General features: G+C 68.3%; 17 protein-coding genes and 1 pseudogene. 9 read left to right on the plus strand and 9 right to left on the minus strand.

The genetic code is table 11. The annotated features are described in order from the left end of the window. Nucleotides 1-29: 29 nt before the first annotated feature. From WS64_RS01460 to thiL, 3 genes are read right to left on the minus strand one after another with little or no spacing between them, the layout of a single operon-like run. Nucleotides 30-530, minus strand: coding sequence for a CinA family protein (locus WS64_RS01460; RefSeq protein WP_059580979.1), 501 nt, complete (start codon nt 528-530; stop codon nt 30-32). Between the two features lie 31 nt (nt 531-561). Continuing rightward, nucleotides 562-1,107, minus strand: a complete 546-nt coding sequence (locus tag WS64_RS01465; RefSeq protein WP_060965561.1) for a phosphatidylglycerophosphatase A family protein — start codon at nt 1,105-1,107, stop codon at nt 562-564. Further along, nucleotides 1,097-2,095, minus strand: coding sequence for a thiamine-phosphate kinase (gene thiL, locus WS64_RS01470; RefSeq protein WP_060965562.1), 999 nt, complete (start codon nt 2,093-2,095; stop codon nt 1,097-1,099). The genes WS64_RS01465 and thiL overlap by 11 nt, the downstream gene beginning before the upstream one ends. 134 nt (nt 2,096-2,229) lie before the next feature. Between thiL and WS64_RS01475 the strand changes: the two genes are divergently transcribed. From WS64_RS01475 to WS64_RS01485, 3 genes are all read left to right on the plus strand, one after another. Continuing rightward, complete coding sequence (locus tag WS64_RS01475) at nt 2,230-4,572, plus strand: NADP-dependent malic enzyme (RefSeq protein ID WP_367033070.1); 2,343 nt, start codon at nt 2,230-2,232, stop codon at nt 4,570-4,572. Between the two features lie 375 nt (nt 4,573-4,947). After that, a complete protein-coding gene (locus WS64_RS01480) occupies nt 4,948-5,379 on the plus strand; it encodes a guanyl-specific ribonuclease (RefSeq protein WP_059638084.1) in 432 nt (143 codons plus the stop codon). A gap of 16 nt (nt 5,380-5,395) precedes the next feature. Next, on the plus strand, nt 5,396-5,959 hold the full coding sequence (locus WS64_RS01485) for a barstar family protein (RefSeq protein ID WP_059581000.1): 564 nt from the start codon (nt 5,396-5,398) through the stop codon (nt 5,957-5,959). Nucleotides 5,960-6,266: 307 nt separating this feature from the next. On the opposite strand, the gene WS64_RS01490 is transcribed toward WS64_RS01485, so the two are convergent. The 3 genes from WS64_RS01490 to speE all read right to left on the minus strand — a co-directional run bounded on the left by WS64_RS01490 (nt 6,267) and on the right by speE (nt 8,414). Beyond that, nucleotides 6,267-7,034, minus strand: a complete 768-nt coding sequence (locus tag WS64_RS01490; protein ID WP_060313526.1) for a 16S rRNA (uracil(1498)-N(3))-methyltransferase — start codon at nt 7,032-7,034, stop codon at nt 6,267-6,269. 17 nt (nt 7,035-7,051) lie between these two features. Beyond that, nucleotides 7,052-7,468, minus strand: coding sequence for a VOC family protein (locus WS64_RS01495; protein WP_059581002.1), 417 nt, complete (start codon nt 7,466-7,468; stop codon nt 7,052-7,054). An 88-nt stretch (nt 7,469-7,556) separates the two neighbouring features. Then, nucleotides 7,557-8,414 carry a polyamine aminopropyltransferase gene (gene speE / locus WS64_RS01500; RefSeq protein WP_060965563.1) on the minus strand — a complete coding sequence of 286 codons (858 nt, stop codon included), beginning with the start codon at nt 8,412-8,414 and terminating at the stop codon, nt 7,557-7,559. Nucleotides 8,415-8,630: 216 nt separating this feature from the next. Between speE and tkt the strand changes: the two genes are divergently transcribed. Both tkt and gap read left to right on the plus strand, forming a co-directional pair. After that, nucleotides 8,631-10,703 carry a transketolase gene (gene tkt / locus WS64_RS01505; RefSeq protein ID WP_060965564.1) on the plus strand — a complete coding sequence of 691 codons (2,073 nt, stop codon included), beginning with the start codon at nt 8,631-8,633 and terminating at the stop codon, nt 10,701-10,703. 87 nt (nt 10,704-10,790) lie between these two features. Next, nucleotides 10,791-11,801: a type I glyceraldehyde-3-phosphate dehydrogenase gene (gap, locus tag WS64_RS01510; RefSeq protein ID WP_059581011.1), complete on the plus strand. Its 1,011-nt coding sequence runs from the start codon at nt 10,791-10,793 to the stop codon at nt 11,799-11,801. Between the two features lie 77 nt (nt 11,802-11,878). Here the strand turns inward: gap and WS64_RS01515 are convergent, their stop codons facing one another. Further along, nucleotides 11,879-12,769 carry a LysR family transcriptional regulator gene (locus WS64_RS01515; protein ID WP_060965565.1) on the minus strand — a complete coding sequence of 297 codons (891 nt, stop codon included), beginning with the start codon at nt 12,767-12,769 and terminating at the stop codon, nt 11,879-11,881. Nucleotides 12,770-12,921: 152 nt separating this feature from the next. Between WS64_RS01515 and WS64_RS01520 the strand changes: the two genes are divergently transcribed. Continuing rightward, nucleotides 12,922-13,695 (plus strand): SDR family NAD(P)-dependent oxidoreductase, encoded by a 774-nt coding sequence (locus tag WS64_RS01520; RefSeq protein WP_060966869.1) that lies wholly within the window; start codon nt 12,922-12,924, stop codon nt 13,693-13,695. A 15-nt stretch (nt 13,696-13,710) separates the two neighbouring features. Continuing rightward, nucleotides 13,711-14,769, plus strand: a complete 1,059-nt coding sequence (locus WS64_RS01525) for an L-idonate 5-dehydrogenase (RefSeq protein WP_060965566.1) — start codon at nt 13,711-13,713, stop codon at nt 14,767-14,769. Between the two features lie 117 nt (nt 14,770-14,886). On the opposite strand, the gene WS64_RS01530 is transcribed toward WS64_RS01525, so the two are convergent. Further along, the gene (locus WS64_RS01530) at nt 14,887-16,086 is read right to left on the minus strand and encodes an MFS transporter (protein WP_060966870.1); all 1,200 of its coding nucleotides are present in this window, start codon (nt 16,084-16,086) and stop codon (nt 14,887-14,889) included. 277 nt (nt 16,087-16,363) lie between these two features. Between WS64_RS01530 and WS64_RS35625 the strand changes: the two are divergent. Further along, nucleotides 16,364-16,574: pseudogene (locus tag WS64_RS35625) on the plus strand (transcriptional regulator CynR); the annotation flags it as partial. Between the two features lie 30 nt (nt 16,575-16,604). On the opposite strand, the gene WS64_RS01535 reads toward WS64_RS35625, so the two are convergent. Continuing rightward, nucleotides 16,605-17,327: a FadR/GntR family transcriptional regulator gene (locus WS64_RS01535; RefSeq protein WP_179231710.1), complete on the minus strand. Its 723-nt coding sequence runs from the start codon at nt 17,325-17,327 to the stop codon at nt 16,605-16,607. A gap of 210 nt (nt 17,328-17,537) precedes the next feature. Between WS64_RS01535 and WS64_RS01540 the strand changes: the two genes are divergently transcribed. Continuing rightward, entirely contained in the window at nt 17,538-18,857 is a 1,320-nt protein-coding gene (locus tag WS64_RS01540) for a C4-dicarboxylate transporter DctA (protein ID WP_059581022.1), read from the plus strand. The last annotated feature ends 80 nt before the right edge of the window (nt 18,858-18,937 follow it).

Below are 18,937 nucleotides of genomic sequence, written 5' to 3' on the forward strand. Positions count from 1 at the left end.
GCGCGGCGCGCCACGCGCGCCCGGGCCGCTCAGCCTTCGTGTTCGTCGAGCAGCTTCAGCAGCCCGCGCAGCGCATGCGCGGCCGCCTGCGTGCGGATCTGTTCGCGGTCGCCCTTGAACACGCGCGTCTCGACGTCGGTATGCAGCCGGTTGCTCCAGCCGAACGACACGGTGCCGACCGGCTTCTTCTCGCTGCCGCCGGCCGGGCCCGCGATGCCGGTGACGGACAGCGCGACCTGCGCGCGGCTGTTGCGCAGCGCGCCTTCGGCCATCGCGCGCGCGACGGGCTCGCTGACGGCGCCGTGCTTGTCGATCAGGTCGGGCGGCACGCCGATCATCTCGATCTTGGCCTGGTTCGAGTACGTGACGAAGCCGCGCTCGAACCACTGGCTGCTGCCGGAAATGTCGGTGATCGCCGTGGCGATCATCCCGCCGGTGCAGGATTCGGCGGTGGCGAGCGTGAGGTGCTCGTCACGCAGCTTGTTGCCTGCGCGGATCGCAAGCTGATGGACGACTGAATCGGTTGGCATGCGCGTCGGGAAACGGGAGTCGGGAAATCGGTCAGCCGGCGACGGAGCGCCACAGCGCGATCACGAGCAGCGTCATGAACGCGGCGACGAGGTCGTCGGCCATGATGCCGAGCCCGCCCTTCAGGCGGCGGTCGAAGTAGCGGATCGGCGGCGGCTTGAGCATGTCGAAGAAGCGGAACGCGACGAACGCCCACAGTTGGCCGACGAAGGTCGCGGGCGTGACGAACAGCATCACGAGCCAGATCGCGACGATCTCGTCCCAGACGACGGCGCCCGGATCGGACACGCCGGCCCGCTTCGCGGTGAAACCGGTGATCCACGTGCCGGCCGCGAAGCCGACGGCGATCAGCGCCCACCATTCGGGCACCGTCAGGTAGCGATTGAGCACGACGAACGTGAGCCAGCCGAACAGCGAGCCGAACGTGCCGGGCATGATCGGCGCGAGCCCGCTGCCGAAGCCGAGCGACACGATATGCGCGGGGTGCGACAGCATGAAGCGGGCCGTCACGCGTGTCGGCGCGGGCCGCGCGGCGCCGGACTCGGCCGCGGCGTGCGCGGGCGTCGGATCAGTCTGCATGGAAGTGGTCGAAGCCGTGCAACGTGAGAGCGAGGGGCGCGCCGGCGGCGTCGCGCCACGCGATGGCGGGCTGCGCCGAAGGCGCGGACAACGCGCGTATTGTACCGATTCGCGTGACCGGCACGCCGGCCGCGGCGCCGGCCGCTTCGACCGCCGCGCGGGCCGCGACGGGCGCCGTGAAGCACAGTTCGTAATCGTCGCCGCCCGCCAGCGTGCAGCGGCGCTGCACGTCGGCCGGCAGCGTCGCGAGCGCGGCCGAGCGCGGCACCGCGTCGGCGTCGATCTCGGCGCGCACGTTCGAGCGCGTCAGGATGTGCTGGAGATCGCCGGCGAGGCCGTCCGACAGGTCGAGCGCCGCGTGCGCGACGCCCGCGAGCGCCAGGCCGAGCGCGACGCGCGGTTCGGGCCGCTCGAGCGCGCGCCGGAACGCGGCGGCTTCATGCGCGCCGGCCGTCCATTCGCCGCGGGCGACGCCGAGCCCCGCGCGCGCATCGCCGAGCGTGCCGGACACCCACACGTCGTCGCCGTCGCGCGCGGCATCGCGCCGCAGCGCCGCGTCGGGCGCGACTTCGCCGAACACGGTCACGCACAGGTTCAGTGGCCCGCTCGTCGTGTCGCCGCCGATCAGCTCGCAGCCGTATCGGTCGGCCAGCGCGAACAGCCCGTTGCTGAACGCTTCGAGCCACCCCGCGTCGGCGCGCGGCAGCGCGCACGCGAGCGTGAACGCGCGCGGCTCGGCGCCCATCGCCGCGAGATCCGACAAATTGACCGCGAGCGCCTTGTGGCCGAGCGCATCGGGCGCGACATCGGGAAAGAAGTGGCGGCCTTCCACCAGCATGTCCGTCGAAATGGCCAGCAATTTCCCGGATCGGGGCGCAATCAGCGCGCAATCGTCGCCGATGCCGAGCGTCGACGCGCGGGCGCCCCGGGCGGCGCGGCGCGTGAAGAAGCGTTCGATCAGCGAAAACTCGGAGAGGGCGGCTGGCACGGCGGGCGGTCCGAAACGGTTGAAGGAACGGCATTGTACGAGGCGGGCGGCGGCGCGCCTGTACCATCCAGTTCATTTTTGTCGCGACTGTCGCACCCGAATCGCCGGTCTGGCGGCCGGTGATTGGCGCTACAATGCCGTCGAACAGTTATTCTAATCCGCCCGTCACGAGACACATGTCTACCCAAGCCTCCTCCAAAGCCAAGCTCCGCGAAGCCGCGCTCGACTATCACGAATTTCCGACCCCCGGCAAAATCGCGATCGCCCCGACCAAGCAGATGATCAACCAGCGCGACCTCGCGCTCGCGTATTCGCCGGGCGTGGCGTACGCGTGCGAGGAGATCGTCGAGAACCCGCTGAACGCCGCGCGCTTCACCGCGCGCAGCAATCTGGTCGGCGTCGTCACGAACGGCACGGCGGTGCTCGGTCTCGGCAACATCGGCCCGCTCGCGTCGAAGCCGGTGATGGAAGGCAAGGCCGTGCTGTTCAAGAAGTTCGCGGGCATCGACGTGTTCGACATCGAGCTGAACGAGTCGGACCCGCACAAGCTCGTCGACGTGATCGCCGCGCTGGAGCCGACCTTCGGCGGGATCAACCTCGAGGACATCAAGGCGCCGGACTGCTTCATCGTCGAGCGCGAAGCGCGCAAGCGGATGAAGATCCCGGTGTTCCACGACGACCAGCACGGCACCGCGATCGTCGTGGCCGCGGCCGTCACGAACGGCCTGAAGGTCGTCAACAAGGACATCAAGAAGGTCAAGCTCGTCGCGTCCGGCGCGGGCGCGGCCGCGCTCGCGTGCCTGGACCTGCTGGTCGACATCGGGCTGCCGCTCGAGAACATCACGGTGACCGACCTGGCCGGCGTGGTCTACAAGGGCCGCACCGAGCTGATGGATCCGGACAAGGAGCGTTTCGCGCGCGAAACCGACGCCCGCACGCTCGCCGAGGTGATCGACGGCGCGGACATCTTCCTCGGCCTGTCGGCCGCCGGCGTGCTGAAGCAGGAGATGGTGAAGGGCATGGCCGAGCGCCCGCTGATCCTCGCGCTCGCGAACCCGACGCCGGAAATCCTGCCGGAACTCGCGCTCGAGGTGCGCCCGGACGCCGTGCTGGCCACCGGCCGCACCGATTACCCGAACCAGGTCAACAACGTCCTGTGCTTCCCGTTCATCTTCCGCGGTGCGCTCGACGTCGGCGCGACGACGATCACGCGTGAAATGGAGATCGCGGCCGTGAACGCGATCGCCGAGCTCGCGCAGCACGAGCAGAGCGACATCGTCGCGACCGCGTACGGCATCCAGGATCTGTCGTTCGGGCCCGAATACCTGATTCCGAAGCCGTTCGATCCGCGCCTGATCGTGAAGATCGCACCGGCCGTCGCGCAGGCCGCGATGGACGGCGGCGTCGCGACGCGCCCGATCGAGGACATGGACGCGTACAAGCAGCACCTCCAGCAGTTCGTGTACCACAGCGGCACGACGATGAAGCCGATCTTCCAGATCGCGCGCGCCGCGCCGGAAGAGAAGAAGCGCGTGGTGTTCGCGGAAGGCGAGGAAGAGCGCGTGTTGCGCGCCGTTCAGATCATCGTCGACGAAAAACTCGCGAAGCCGATCCTGATCGGCCGCCCGTCGGTGATCGAGCACCGTATCCAGCGCTACGGCCTGCGCCTGACGCCAGGCACCGACTTCACGGTCGTCAACACCGAGCACGACGAGCGCTACCGCGACTTCTGGCAGACGTACTACAAGATGATGGCGCGCAAGGGCATCAGCGAGCAGCTCGCGCGTGTCGAAATGCGCCGTCGGACGACGCTGATCGGCTCGATGCTGGTGAAGAAGGGCGAAGCGGACGGGATGATCTGCGGCACGATCAGCACCACGCACCGCCACCTGCACTTCATCGACCAGGTGATCGGCAAGCGTCCGGGCTGCAGCGTGTACGCGGCGATGAACGGCCTCGTGCTGCCGGGCCGCCAGATTTTCCTCGTCGATACGCACGTGAACGTCGATCCGACCCCGGAGGAGCTGGCCGAGATCACGATCATGGCCGCCGAAGAAGTGCGCCGCTTCGGCATCGAGCCGAAGGTCGCGCTGGTGTCGCACTCGAATTTCGGCACGAGCAACGCACCTTCGGCGAAGAAGATGCGCGATACGCTCGCGATCCTGCAGGAAACCGCGCCGGAGCTGAAGGTGGACGGGGAAATGCACGGCGACGTCGCGCTCGACGCGGCGCTGCGCAAGGAGATCCTGCCGGAATCGACGCTGGAAGGCGAAGCGAACCTGCTGATCCTGCCGAACATCGACGCCGCGAACATCGCGTACAACCTGCTGAAGACGGCCGCCGGCAACAACATCGCGATCGGGCCGATCCTGTTGGGCGCCGCGCAGCCGGTGCACGTGCTGACCGAATCGGCGACCGTTCGTCGCATCGTCAACATGGCGGCGCTGCTGGTGGCCGACGTCAACGCCGCGCGCTGAGCCGACACGAACGCGCGGCGCCGGTCGAACCGGGGCCGCGCGCCGGGCGAAATTGTAAACAAAGGCAAAAAGAGGCGTGCCCGCAAGGGGCACGCCGCGGGCAGGGCGCAACCGCGCTTCCCATAAGCAACAGCAGCATCTTTCCACTCCGGGTAGCGAGTGTGGCAAGGAGGCAGGTCTTGCCATACGAAAGATGCCGCACGCATTTTATCCTATGTAAGATAAATGTAGTGCGATTTCGGTAAAAAATGCGGAATTCGGGGCATCGCGTGGCTTTCGATTCCCAAACGGACATTGATTCGCGCGGCCAATAACGCTACGCTAACGCCTTTGTTGGTCGTCAACTACTTGATTTAACAGCGGGAACCCTGGTTCATGGCACGCAAGTGGCTCCGCAACGGCGCGCTCGCGTCCGTCTTCGCGATGTTCGCGATGGGTATCGTCGGCACGCCGACGGGCAGTCTGGTTTCCGCCGCTTACGCACGGGAGGCCGTTCCGGCCGACGTGGCCGCCAGCGGGCTCGATACGATCCCGACTGCCCGTCTTCCGCGCGAGGCCGTGACCACGCTGGGCTTGATCAGCGCCGGCGGCCCCTATCCGTACGAGAAAGACGGCGCCGTGTTCGGCAACCGCGAGCGGATCCTGCCGAAGGCGAAGCGCGGCTACTACCATGAGTACACGGTGCCGACGCCGCGTGCGCGCAATCGCGGCGCGCGCCGGATCGTCTGTGGCGGGCCGTTGCGCCGGATCGACAACTGTTATTACACGGGCGACCACTACAACAGTTTTAAACGTATTGTTGAATGACTTCGGGACGAATGGCATGAGCGACTCCATCTACGCGCACGATACGGCGGCGGCGGATCTGTTCGCGGCCGGCGACGGCAATCTGTTTCAGCGTGTGATTCAGCTGCACGCGGCGGCGCAGGCCGGCGGCACGCCGGAGCAACAAGAAGCCGAGCCCGGGCTTTCATCGAACGAGGAGCCTATGAGCCTTTTCACGACCGTGCGACCCAATCTCGTGCAGTCGATCCGCGCGTTCCGCGTGCAGGATCTCGCCGACGAAGCCGGTCGGCTCGGCCAGCATTTCCTGTATGCGTATTGCGGCGCCGCGCAGTCGAAGCAGGAAGTGATGGAAACGATCGCGACCTCGTTCCTGTTTCCGAAGCATTTCGGGAAGAACTACGACGCGCTGTACGATTGCCTCACCGATCTCGTCGCGAAGGCCGGCGCGCAGCCTGGTTTCGTGATCGTCCTCGAAGGGTTGCCGATCGCGCAGAAATTCGACAAGGAAGGGCGCGAAACGCTGCTCGACGTGTTCCGCGAGGCGGCCGAATTCTGGGCCGAGCGCAAGGTCGCGTTCCGCGTGTTCTACTCGTTCGCGTAAGCGCGTCGGCGGGCCGGTACGCCGCGTTGTCGCAGCTTCCGGTCGTTGTTCGCCGCCGGCACCGGAATCCGGTGCGCAACCTCTCCGAAACCCGCCTTTGCGCGGGTTTTTTTGCCTCTGGCGACTGAATCGGCGGGTGCGCCGGGCACCCGATGGACGTACTTCACGTCATTGCAACGATGCCGGCGACGAGCATGCGCTTGCACGGATCGCCCCGTACACGGCAACGCGATTCATCGCCGCGGAATGAACCCGAGACGATCCGCGCGTTGAAGTCGAGCCGGAGCGAATCGCGCGAGGTTGCCGATCACCACCCGCCCCAGCGCGCCGCCAATGCCGCGAGTACGGCCGCACCGGCCGTCTCGGTGCGCAGCACGCGCGGCCCGAGCGACAGCGCGGTGAACCCGCGTGCGCGTGCCGCATTTTCCTCGTCGGGCGACAGCCCGCCTTCGGGCCCGATCAGCAGCGTGACGGCGCCCGCCGGCGGCGCGTCGGGCAGCGACGCGAACGGGATGCTCGCGCGCGGCGACAGCAGCAGCCGGAGTTCGCCGTCGGCCGGCGCGGCCGGCAGCGCGTCGAGCCATGCGTGGAAGCCGGCCACCGGCGCGACGTCGGGCACGCGGTTGCGTCCGCACTGTTCGCACGACGCGCGCACGACGCCGCGCCAGTGCGCGACGCGCTTGTCCGCCCGTTCGCCGGCGAGTTTCACGACGCCGCGCGCGGTCGACAGCGGCACGACCGCCGCGACGCCGAGCTCGACGGCCTTCTCGATCACCCAGTCCATCTTGTCGCCGCCGGCGATGCCCTGCGCGAGCGTCACGCGATACGGCGGCTCGGCCTCGGCGGGCTCGAACGTATCGACCTGCACGAGCGCGCCGCGCTTGTCGACCTCGACGAGCCGCGCGCGGTACTGGCCGCCCGTGCCGTCGAACAGCGCGAGCGCGTCGCCGGGCTGCAGGCGCAGCACCTGCACGTGGCGCGCGACGTCGGCCGGCAATGCGAGCGGGGTGTCGGCGCGCGGCGCGGCGTCGACGAAAAAGCGCGGCACGGCCGCGGTGGTGGTGGCTTCGTTCATGCGTGTGGCGGTTTCGGTCATGCGTCGAGACGGCACCCGAGCGCCCAGCGGTAGCCGTCGAGATCCTCGATCTGCGCGAACCGGTCGCCCCAGAACTGATCCTGCGGCGCGCTCAGCGATTTCGCGCCCGCGTCGAGCGCGCGCTGCCAGGTGGCGTCGACGTCGTCGACATACAGATAGAACGATTGCGGCGCGGTGGCGTTCGCGCGCTTCGGCGTGAGCGCGGGCGAGCCGAACGCGCCCTCGGGCGCGAACATCACGATCAACTGGCCGCGATAGGCCATCTCGACGTGCATGATTGCGCCGTCCTCGTCGTGCACGTCGCGTACCGTGAAGCCGAATGCGGCCTGGAAGAACTCGATGGCCGCGCGCGCGTTGCGCACGGTCAGGTAGGGCGTCAACCAAGGCACGTTGGCCGGACGTGGATCGGTCATGAAAATCTCCTGTTGCACGGTATCGGCGCCGCGGCGCCTGCGCCGGTCTCATGCTGGAACGACGGAACGTTGCGCGGCGTGCCGAGGTTCAGCGGCGAACGCCCAGTGTATCGCGCAGCGCGCGCGGCAGGGCAAAGAGGGACGCATGCAGCCGCGCATCGTAGTAGCGCAAGCCGTCGACGCGGCGGGCCGCGAGCCGTTCGTCGACGTCGTGCGCGAACAGCGCGGCCGCATCGAGCGTGTCGCTCGCGATCGCCATCAGCCACTGCGAGCCGTACAGCGGCACGTGCGCCGACAGTGGGTCGACGACCGCGAAGCTCGCGCGCAGATCGTCGAGCAGCGCGGCGATGCGCGCGGCATGGAACACCGGCGAGCCGAGATGCATCGAGATCGCGCCGCAGCGCGTGAGGATTCGCTTGAGCCGCGCGTAGAACGCACGCGTATAGAGGCCGGCCGCCGGCGAATCGGGCGGCGTGAGGTCGAACACGACGAGATCGAAATGTTCGACCGTCGAATCGACGAAGTGCGCGGCGTCGCCGATCACGACCTCGACGCGCGGGTCGTCGAGCGCGCCCTGGTGCACGTCGTCGAGATAGCGGCGCGCCATCCCGATCACCTCGTGGTCGAGCTCGGCGATCACGATCCGTTCGATGCACGCGTGCTTGAGCAACTGGCGCGCCGCGCCGCCGTCGCCGCCGCCGAGCACGAGCGCCTTCTTCGGCGCCGGATGCGCGAGCGCGGCCGGGTGCGTCATGCATTCGTGATACACGTACTCGTCGCCGACCGACGTCATCGGCCGGCCGTCCAGCGTGAACAGGCGGCCGAGCTGCGGCGTTTCCCAGACTTCGATGCGCTGGTGCGGCGACGCCACGTGCGCGAGCCGGCGTGCGTTCGGGAAGCCGTAGGCGGCGTTGGGCGTGGGATGGAAGAGAAGGGTCGTGCTCACGGGTGGGCCGCGGGAGGCGGGCAGTTCCGACGCCTGAATTATAGGAGGCGGGCGGTTTGGCGGAAAACCGTGCCGGAACACGACGCGCCGACAAGGGAAATGCCGGCCCATCTGTTAAAATGACGAGCTTTGCAGCCCCGTCCGTTGGCTCCGTCCGCTTCGCGTCCGTCAGGCGCCGCACCGCGCGCCGGGAACGATTGACGCTCGAGCTTCCGGATGCCGCCGTGCCCCCGTTTCCTCGACTCGTTCTCCGGACTCGACATGACGACTTCGTCTCCCGCCTCCACCACCTTGATGGCCAACGCGATCCGTGCGCTCGCGATGGACGCCGTCCAGCAAGCGAACTCCGGCCACCCGGGCATGCCGATGGGCATGGCCGAAATCGGCGTCGCGCTCTGGTCGCGCCATCTGAAGCACAACCCGGCGAACCCGCACTGGGCCGACCGCGACCGTTTCGTGCTGTCGAACGGCCATGGCTCGATGCTGCTGTACTCGCTGCTGCACCTGACCGGCTACGACCTGCCGATCGAGGAGCTGAAGAATTTCCGCCAGCTGCACTCGAAGACGCCGGGCCACCCCGAATACGGGATCACGCCGGGCGTCGAGACGACCACCGGCCCGCTCGGCCAGGGTCTGGCGAACGCGGTCGGCATGGCGCTCGGCGAAGCGCTGATGGCCGACGAGTTCAACCGTGACGGCGCGAAGATCGTCGATCACCACACGTACGTGTTCCTCGGCGACGGCTGCCTGATGGAAGGCATCTCGCACGAAGCCTGCTCGCTCGCGGGCACGCTGAAGCTGAACAAGCTGATCGCGCTGTACGACGACAACGGCATCTCGATCGACGGCGACGTCGTGAACTGGTTCCACGACGACACGCCGAAGCGCTTCGAAGCGTATGGCTGGAACGTGATCCCGAACGTGAACGGCCACGACGTCGACGCGGTCGACGCGGCCATCGCGAAGGCGAAGCTGTCGGACAAGCCGACGCTGATCTGTTGCAAGACGGTGATCGGCAAGGGCGCGGCCACGAAGGCCGGCGGCCACGACGTGCACGGCGCGGCGCTCGGCGCGGAAGAAATCGCGAAGACGCGCGAAGCGCTCGGCTGGAAGTGGGAGCCGTTCGTGATTCCGCAGGAAGTCTATGCGGCCTGGGACGCGAAGGAAGCCGGCAAGCGCGCCGAGTCCGAATGGGACGCGACGTTCGCGGCCTATCGCGCGAAGTTCCCGGCGGAAGCGGCCGAATTCGAGCGCCGGATGGCCAACAAGCTGCCGGCCGACTGGGCCGAGAAGGCCGCGGCGATCATCGCCGGCGCGAACGAGCGCGCCGAGACGGTCGCGACCCGCAAGGCGTCGCAGCAGGCGATCGAAGGCCTCGCCGCCGCGCTGCCCGAGCTGCTCGGCGGCTCGGCCGACCTGACCGGCTCGAACCTGACCAACTGGAAGGCGTCGAAGGCGGTGCGCGCGAATCCGGAAGGCGCGGGCGTGCTGCTCGGCAACCACATCAACTACGGCGTGCGCGAATTCGGCATGAGCGCCGCGATCAACGGCCTCGCGCTGCACGGCGGCCACAAGCCGTTCGGCGGCACGTTCCTGACGTTCTCCGACTACAGCCGCAACGCGCTGCGCGTGGCCGCGCTGATGAAGGTGCCGTCGATCTTCGTGTTCACGCACGATTCGATCGGCCTCGGCGAAGACGGCCCGACGCACCAGTCGATCGAGCACGTGTCGAGCCTGCGCCTGATCCCGAACCACGACGTCTGGCGTCCGGCCGACACGGTCGAGACGGCCGTCGCGTGGACCCACGCGGTCGCCGCCGATCGTCCGTCGAGCCTGATCTTCAGCCGTCAGAACCTTGCGTTCAACCCGCGTACCGATGCGCAGATCGCGAACATCGAGAAGGGCGGCTACGTGCTGAAGGACTGGGACGACGAAATCGTCGCGCGCAAGATCATCCTGATCGCGACGGGCTCGGAAGTCGAACTCGCGATGAAGGCCGTCGAGCCGCTCGCGCAACAGGGCATCGCGGCCCGCGTCGTGTCGATGCCGTCGACCAACGTGTTCGATCGCCAGGACGCCGAATACCGCGAACGCGTGCTGCCGCACGGCGTGCGCCGCGTCGCGATCGAAGCGGGCGTGACGAGCTTCTGGCACAAGTACGTCGGCCTCGAGGGCGGCGTCGTCGGGATCGACACGTTCGGCGAATCGGCGCCGGCCGGCGTGCTGTTCAAGTACTTCGGTTTCACCGTCGAGCACGTCGTCGAGACCGTGAAGGCCGTGCTGGCCTGAAAGCATACGCGACGCGCGCCACCCGTTGCGCGCGTCGCACCGTGAAGCTGCACGAAACGAATTTTTTCAGCCATCAGGAGATAGACCATGACGATTCGCGTCGCAATCAACGGCTACGGCCGTATCGGCCGCAACACGCTGCGCGCGTTCTATGAAAACGGCAAGAAGCACGATCTCGAGATCGTCGCGATCAACGACCTGGGCGATGCGAAGACCAACGCGCACCTGACCCAGTACGACACCGCGCACGGCAAGTTCCCGGGCGACGTGTCGGTCGACGGCGACTACCTCGTCGTGAACGGCGACAAGATCCGCGTGCTCGCGAACCGCAACCCGGCCGAACTGCCGTGGGGCGAGCTGGGCGTCGACGTCGTGATGGAATGCACGGGCTTCTTCACGACGAAGGAAAAGGCGAGCGCGCACCTGAAGGGCGGCGCGAAGAAGGTGATCATCTCGGCGCCGGGCGGCAAGGACGTCGACGCGACGATCGTCTACGGCGTGAACCACGACGTGCTGAAGGCCGAGCACACGGTCATCTCGAACGCATCGTGCACGACGAACTGCCTCGCGCCGCTCGTCAAGCCGCTGAACGACAAGATCGGTCTCGAAACCGGCCTGATGACGACGATCCACGCGTACACGAACGACCAGGTGCTGACGGACGTCTATCACGAAGACCTGCGCCGCGCGCGTTCGGCCACGCACAGCCAGATCCCGACGAAGACGGGCGCCGCATCGGCCGTCGGCCTCGTGCTGCCGGAGCTGAACGGCAAGCTCGACGGCTACGCGATCCGCGTCCCGACGATCAACGTGTCGATCGTCGATCTGTCGTTCATCGCGAAGCGCGACACGACGGTCGAGGAAGTCAACGCGATCATGAAGGAAGCATCGGAAGGCGCGCTGAAGGGCATCCTCGGCTACAACGACGCACCGCTGGTGTCGATCGACTTCAACCACAACCCGGCTTCGTCGACGTTCGACGCGACGCTGACCAAGGTGTCGGGCCGTCTCGTGAAGGTGTCGAGCTGGTACGACAACGAGTGGGGCTTCTCGAACCGCATGCTCGATACGGCTGTCGCATTCGCGAACGCGAAGTAATCGCGCACGTCGCGCGGCCGCCGCAAGGCGGCCGGCGTGGCGAACGAACCCGGCCCGGAGTTTCCCGGCCGGGTTTTTTATTGCCCGGCGTTCGCCGTCACCTGCCCGATCGCATCGACGAACGCGCGCTTCAGCGGGCTGTCGAGATCGGTCCACGCGAGGCCGACGCCGCTGCGGTGGCCGGCCAGGTCGAGCGGCCGCGCGAGCACGTTCGGCGGCAGCGCGCTGGCCGCTTCCGCCGGGATCAGCCCGATCCCCATGCCGGCCGCGACGAGCGCGAGCATCGTCGTGAATTCCCCGAACTCCTGCGCAATGTCGAGCGTCGTGCCCGCGCGGCTCAATGCGAGCAGCATGTCGTCGTGAAAGCCGGGCGCGTAGCGGCGCGCGAGCACGAACGTGGGCTCGCCGCGCAGCGCTGCCGGTGAAATCGCGTCGTGCACGGCCAGCGGATGGTCGAGCGGCAGCGCGACGACGAAGCCTTCCTCGAGCACCACGCGCGTGTCGATGCCCGCGTAGGTGGCCGGCAGCCGGATCATCCCGAAATCGATCCGGCGCTCGCGCAGTGCGGCGATCTGGTCGGGCGTGGGCATGTCCTTCAGCTCGAGCGCGATCAACGGATAGCGCTCACGCATCGTGCGCAGCACGGCCGGCAACAGCGCCGGCAAGACCGACGACACGAACGCGATCCGCAGCGTGCCGATTTCGCCGCGGCTCGACCGCCGCGCGATCTGCTCCGCGCGCGCGGCCTGCTGCAGCGTCGCCCGCGCTTCGGGCAGGAACACGCGCCCGGTGTCGCTCAATTCGACCTTGTGCCGGTCGCGCTCGAACAGGCGCGCGTCGAGTTCCGCCTCGAGCGCCTTGATCTGCATGCTCAGCGCGGGCTGCACGATGCACAGGCGCTGCGCGGCACGCCCGAAATGCAGCTCTTCCGCGAGCGTGACGAAGGCGCGCAATTGCTTGAGTTCCATTGGGGCGGCGGGTGCGAGAAGGCGGTAATCAGTTTTCATGATAACCGGATCAAAAAAGACCATTGGCGCGGCCCGCGCCGGCGGCCGAAGATACCGTCGATGCGAGACCGACTGCGATGGGCAGCCGGCTCGACCGGCACGAGGAGACATCCATGACCCATGCGCTTGACCGGTTCCGCCTCGACGGCCGCCGCGCGCTGATTACCGGTTCCGGTCGCGGAATCGGGCTGACGCTCGCCCGCGGGCTCGCGGAAGCGGGTGCGGCGATCGTCATCAACGATCGCAATGAAGAGAAGGCCGCGACGCTCGCGCGCCAGTTCCGCGACGAAGGCTTCGCGGCCGACCATGCGGTGTTCGATGTGGCCGAGCACGCGCAGGTACGCGCGGCGATCGACGACTTCGAGGCGCGCGTCGGCGCGATCGACATCCTCGTGAACAACGCGGGCATCCAGCGTCGCGCGCCGCTCGACGCATTCGACCCGGACGACTGGCATGCACTGATGCGCGTGAATCTCGACGGCGTGTTCAACGTCGCGCAGGCGGTCGCGCGGCACATGATCGCGCGCGGCCACGGGAAGATCATCAACATCTGCTCGGTGCAGAGCGAGCTCGCGCGGCCGACGATCGCGCCGTATGCGGCGACCAAGGGCGCGGTGCGAATGCTGACCAAAGGAATGTGCGCCGACTGGGCGCGCCACGGCATCCAGGCGAACGGCCTCGCGCCCGGCTATTTCGAAACCGAGCTGAATCGCGCGCTGGTCGACGACGCGGCGTTTTCCGACTGGCTGTGCAAGCGCACGCCGGCCGGCCGCTGGGGGCAGGTCGACGAGCTGTGCGGCGCGGCGATCTTCCTCGCGTCGGCCGCGTCCGATTTCGTGAATGGCCAGACGTTGTTCGTCGACGGCGGCCTGACCAGCGCCGTCTAACGAGGAGAGCGTGTCATGCGTATGCGTTGCATGTGTGTCGTGATTCACGGGCCGAACGACCTGCGGATCGAGGAGCAGGACGCCGGCGAGATCGGCCCGGGCCAGGTGCGCGTCGACGTCGCGATGGGTGGCATCTGCGGCTCCGACCTGCATTACTTCCGGCATGGCGGCTTCGGCGCGATCCGGCTCCAGCAGCCGATGGTGCTCGGCCACGAGGTCGCCGGCACCGTCGCTGAAGTGGCGCCGGACGTGACGTCGGTGAAAGTCGGCGATCGCGTCGCGGTCAACCCGAGCCGGCCGTGCGGCGCCTGCCGCTACTGTCTCGAAGGGCTGCCGAACCAGTGTCTCGACATGCGCTTCTACGGCAGCGCGATGCGGATGCCGCACGTGCAGGGTGCGTTCCGCAATGCGCTCGTGTGCGACGCGGTGCAGTGCGTGAAGGTCGCCGATCACGTGCCGCTGCAGCTCGCGGCGCTCGCCGAGCCGTTCGCGGTCGGCCTGCATGCGGTGTCGCGCGCGGGCGCGCTGATCGGCAAGCGCGTGCTCGTGTCGGGTTGCGGGCCGATCGGCGTGCTGGCGGTCGCGGCGGCGCGCGTGCACGGCGCCGCGGAGATCGTCGCGACCGATGTCGTCGACGCGCCGCTCGCGGTGGCGAGCGCGCTTGGCGCGGACCGCACGATCAACGCGGCGGCCGATGCCGGCTGGGTCGAGCGCTACGGCGCCGACAAGGGCACGTTCGACGTGATGATCGAGTGTTCGGGCAATGCGCGCGCGCTGCGCGACGGGCTGGACGTGATGCGGCCGCGCGGCGTCGTCGTGCAGCTCGGGCTCGGCGGCGACGTGAGCCTGCCGCAGAACGTCGTGGTCGCGAAGGAACTGTCGATTTGCGGCTCGTTCCGCTTCCACGCGGAGTTCGCGCTCGCGGTGCAACTGATCAACGCCGGGCGCGTGGACCTGCGGCCGGCCGTCACGCGCGTGTTTCCGATGCGCGACGCGAACCGCGCGTTCGAACTGGCGGGCGACCGGCAGCGCGCGATGAAGGTGCTGATCGATTTCGCGAACGACGCCGCGTGACGGTGCGGCGCTCGCGCGTCGGGACGGCAGCGGCGCCCTTGGCAAGAAGGCACGCCCGCGATGCGCGGCGCGTGCCTTTTTCGTCATGCGGCGCCAGCGGATTGCCGGCCTGCCGCATCACTGCGTGACCTGCCGCGTGCCGGCGCGCTGCGAGGCGAGCCACAACGCGATCAGCACGCCCGACAGCGCCGTGCCGGCGATGCACACGCCGCGCCAGCCGTCGAGGCCGTACGCGACGCTTGCCGCGAACGAGCCGAGCGCGCCGCCGATGAAGTAGCTCGTCAGGTAGAGGGTCGTCACGCGGCTGCGCGCATGGCCGGCCAGCGCATAGATCACGCTCTGGTTCGAGATGTGCATGCCTTGCACGCCGACGTCGAGCAGCAGGATGCCGGCGATCAGCGCGGCGAGCGAATGCGCGCCGGCCGCGATCGGCGCGAACGACGCGAGCACGGCCGCCGCGAACAGGCCGGTGGCCGCGTTGCCGTGACCGCGATCGACGAGCCGGCCGGCCGACGTCGCCGCGAGCGCACCGACCGCACCGACGATGCCGAACAGGCCGACCTGCCCTTCGGAATAGCGGTAAGGCGGCTGGCTCAGCAGGAACGTGAGACCCGTCCACAGCAGGCTGAAGCAGGCGAACACGAGCGCGCCGTAGGTCGAGCGCAGCGCGATCGGCGGCTGCGCGCGCACCAGCGCGACGAGCGATTTCATCAGCGCCGCATAGTCGACGCGCGCGTCGCGGCGATCTTTCGGCAGCTTCACGGCGAGCACGGCGGTCAGCGCGAGCACCATCGCCGCGGCGATGCCGTACACCGCGCGCCAGCCGAACCCGTCGGCGATCGCGCCGGCCGCGACGCGCGCGAGCAGGATGCCGAGCAGGAGCCCGCTCATCACGGTGCCGACCGCGCGGCCGCGCGAGCGCGCATCGGCGAGCGACGCGGCGAACGGCACGAGCAGTTGCGTCGAACAGGTGACGAAGCCGACCGCGACGTTCGCGACGACGAACATCGTGAAGTTCGTGCTGAACGTGACCGCGACCAGCGCGACGACGTTGAGCATCAGCAGCCGCACGATCAGCGTATGGCGATTGACCGCGTCGCCGAGCGGAACGATCAGCAGCAGGCTGGCCGCATAGCCGAGCTGCGTCAGCGTGACGAGATAGCCGAGCTCGGCCGGCGCGCGCCCGAAGCTGTGCGCGATCGCCGCGAGCAGCGGCTGCGCGTAGTAGATGTTGCCGATGACGATGCCGCATGCGCCGGCGAACAGCAGCGTCATGCCGCGGGTGAGGGGAGGGTGGTTGTCGTGATGCGGTTCCATGGTCGCGAAAAACGGCGGCGCCGGCCGGCGGCACGGGGCCATCGGCTGCGCGGGGTGACGGAAATCGGAGCCGGCGTCGAAGGATCGGCGGTGAGCCGATGCGCGCCGGGCGGATCGCGGCCGGGCCTGGATCGGGCGGGTGGCGGATCGCCGGTGCGGCCGGACCGGGCGTGCCGCCCCGGTGCGCCAGCAGCGGCGACGCACGGAGGCGGATGTGCGTATGGTGCGGGAATCGATCCATAGCGTCCAAGCCTGGATCGTTATGGTCGGCATTGGCAAAACCAATACGGTGGCCGCGATGCTTCTTCGCCACATCCGCTGTTTCCTGGCCGTCGGGCGCGTGAGCGGCGACCTGTGCGCGCTGGAGATCGAGCCGCTGCTGCCGACGCGCACGGCCGCGCTGCTCACGCGCAAGGGCGCGTGCCGCAGCGTCGCGGCGCGCGTTCATCGACCGCATGCTGGCGCATCGCGATCGGTCAGAGCGGTGACCGGTACGCCCGCGCGGCGGCGCGGAAGGGTTACGCGCCGGGTGTCGGGAAGAAGACGCCCGCGCGCTGAGCGGCGTTCGCGATGTGCGTTTCGATCGCGGTGCCGGCGGCGGCCGCGTCGCGCGCGATCAGCGCGTCGACGATCGCGCGGTGCTCGTGCCACGTCGACAGCAGCAGCTCGCGCCGGTAGAACGGCATGCGCTGGCTTTCCTTCATGATGTCCGCGCTGCTGCGCAGGATCGACTCGATCGCCGCGTTGCCGGCCAGATGGATGATTCGCATGTGGAAGTCGAAGTCGAGCCGCGATGCCTCGTCGAGCGCGCTGTCGGTCAGCGCGACGTGCAGGTCCGCGAGGTTGTCCTCGAACCATGCGATGTCTGCGTCGCTGACGACGTGCGCGGCCATCCGCGCGGCGAAGCCTTCGAGCGCATAGCGCATCTGGTAGGTGTCGGGCGGCGACGACTGCTCGGCGAATTGCCACGGATGCGCGGCCGACGCCTGCGCGCTTTCGACGTACACGCCCTTGCCCGCGCGGATGCGCAGCATCCCGAGCGCCTCGAGCGTCGACAGCGCCTCGCGTAGCGACGCGCGGCTGATCTCCAGCTCCTCGGAGAGCTGGCGCTGGGCCGGCAGCAGGCTGCCGACCGGATACACGCCTGCCTCGATCCGGTCGCGGATCGTCGCGATGGCGGCGTCGGTCACGGTATGCGGAACATTTCTCATGATGTGAACGATGGCCGGTCTGACCGGCATTGTAATCCGCACGCAGGCGGTGCACGCGGCCGTACGGGAAAGCCACGATCCGCCCCCTTTCGGGCCCCGGAAGCACGGGCGCGGGGGCGGGAAATCCCTATTTTGTCCGTCCTTGACGCCACTATATCGGCTTCCTACTATCCACCATAACATCACTGGTCTTACCAGTATGAACAGACGAAACTGCAACCGTTGGATCGGGAGAGCGCCGTGTCGAAATTCCTTAATTCGCTGTTTGGCCGGGTAGTCGTCGCCTTGATACTGGGGGTCGCGCTCGGCGCGTTCTTCCCGCACTTCGCCGAGTCGCTGCGTCCGCTCGGCGACGGCTTCCTGAAGCTCATCAAGATGGTGATCGGCCCGATCGTGTTCTGCGTCGTGGTGAGCGGAATGGCCAACGCGGGCGACCTGAAGAAGGTCGGCCGGGTCGGCCTGAAGGCCGTCGTCTACTTCGAGGTGATGACGACGCTCGCGCTCGGCATCGGGCTCGTGCTCGCGTGGTTCACGCGCCCGGGCGTCGGGATGAACATCGACCTGCGCTCGCTCGACGCGGCGTCGCTGTCGACGTACGCGAAGAACGCCGAAAGCCTGAAGGACACGGCCGGCTACCTGATGAAGATCATCCCCGACACCGCGATCGACGCGTTCGCGAAGGGCGACATCCTGCAGATCCTCGTGTTCGCGGTGCTGTTCGGCTCGGCGCTGTCGCTGCTCGGCGACAAGGCGCAGCGCGTCAACTCGCTGATCGAGGAGCTGTCGCACGTGTTCTTCCGGATCATCGGCTTCATCATCAAGCTCGCACCGCTCGGCGTGCTCGGCGCGATCGCGTTCACGACCGGCAAGTACGGCGTCGCGTCGCTCAAGCAGCTCGGCTATCTGGTCGCGGTGTTCTACCTGAGCTGCTTCGTGTTCGTCACGGTCGTGCTCGGCGTCGTGATGCGGCTCGCGGGTTTCTCCGTGTTCAAGCTGATCCGCTACCTGCGCGAGGAACTGTCGATCGTGCTCGGCACGGCGTCGTCGGACGCGGTGCTGCCGCAGGTGATGAGCAAGCTCGAATACATGGGCATCAAGGATTCGACCGTCGGCCTCGTGATCCCGACCGGCTATTCGTTCAACCTCGACGGCTTCTCGATCTACCTGACGCTCGCGGTGCTGTTCATCGCGCAGGCCACCAACACGCCGCTGTCCACGCACGACCTGATCGTCGTGCTGCTCGTGTCGCTCGTCACGTCGAAGGGCGCGCACGGCATCCCCGGCTCGGCCATCGTGATCCTCGCGGCGACGCTGTCGGCGATTCCCGCGATTCCCGTGCTCGGCCTCGTGCTGATCCTGCCGGTCGACTGGTTCGTCGGCATCGCCCGCGCGCTGACCAACCTGATCGGCAACTGCGTCGCGACGGTGGTGGTCGCGGTGTGGGAGAACGACATCGACCGCGCCCGCGCGACGCGCGTGCTGAATCGCGAACTGCGCTACGTGGCCGACGCGCCGGGCAGCGCCGCCCCCGTCGCAGGCGACCAGGCCCACGCGCTCTGACCCCGACGCTCGCGCGGCGCGGCTTCCCTGGCCGGGCGCCCCTGGCCGGGCGCGCTTGGCCGGCCGCCCCCGGCCACACC

The organism is Burkholderia anthina, from assembly GCF_001547525.1.
Lineage (GTDB): Bacteria > Pseudomonadota > Gammaproteobacteria > Burkholderiales > Burkholderiaceae > Burkholderia > Burkholderia semiarida.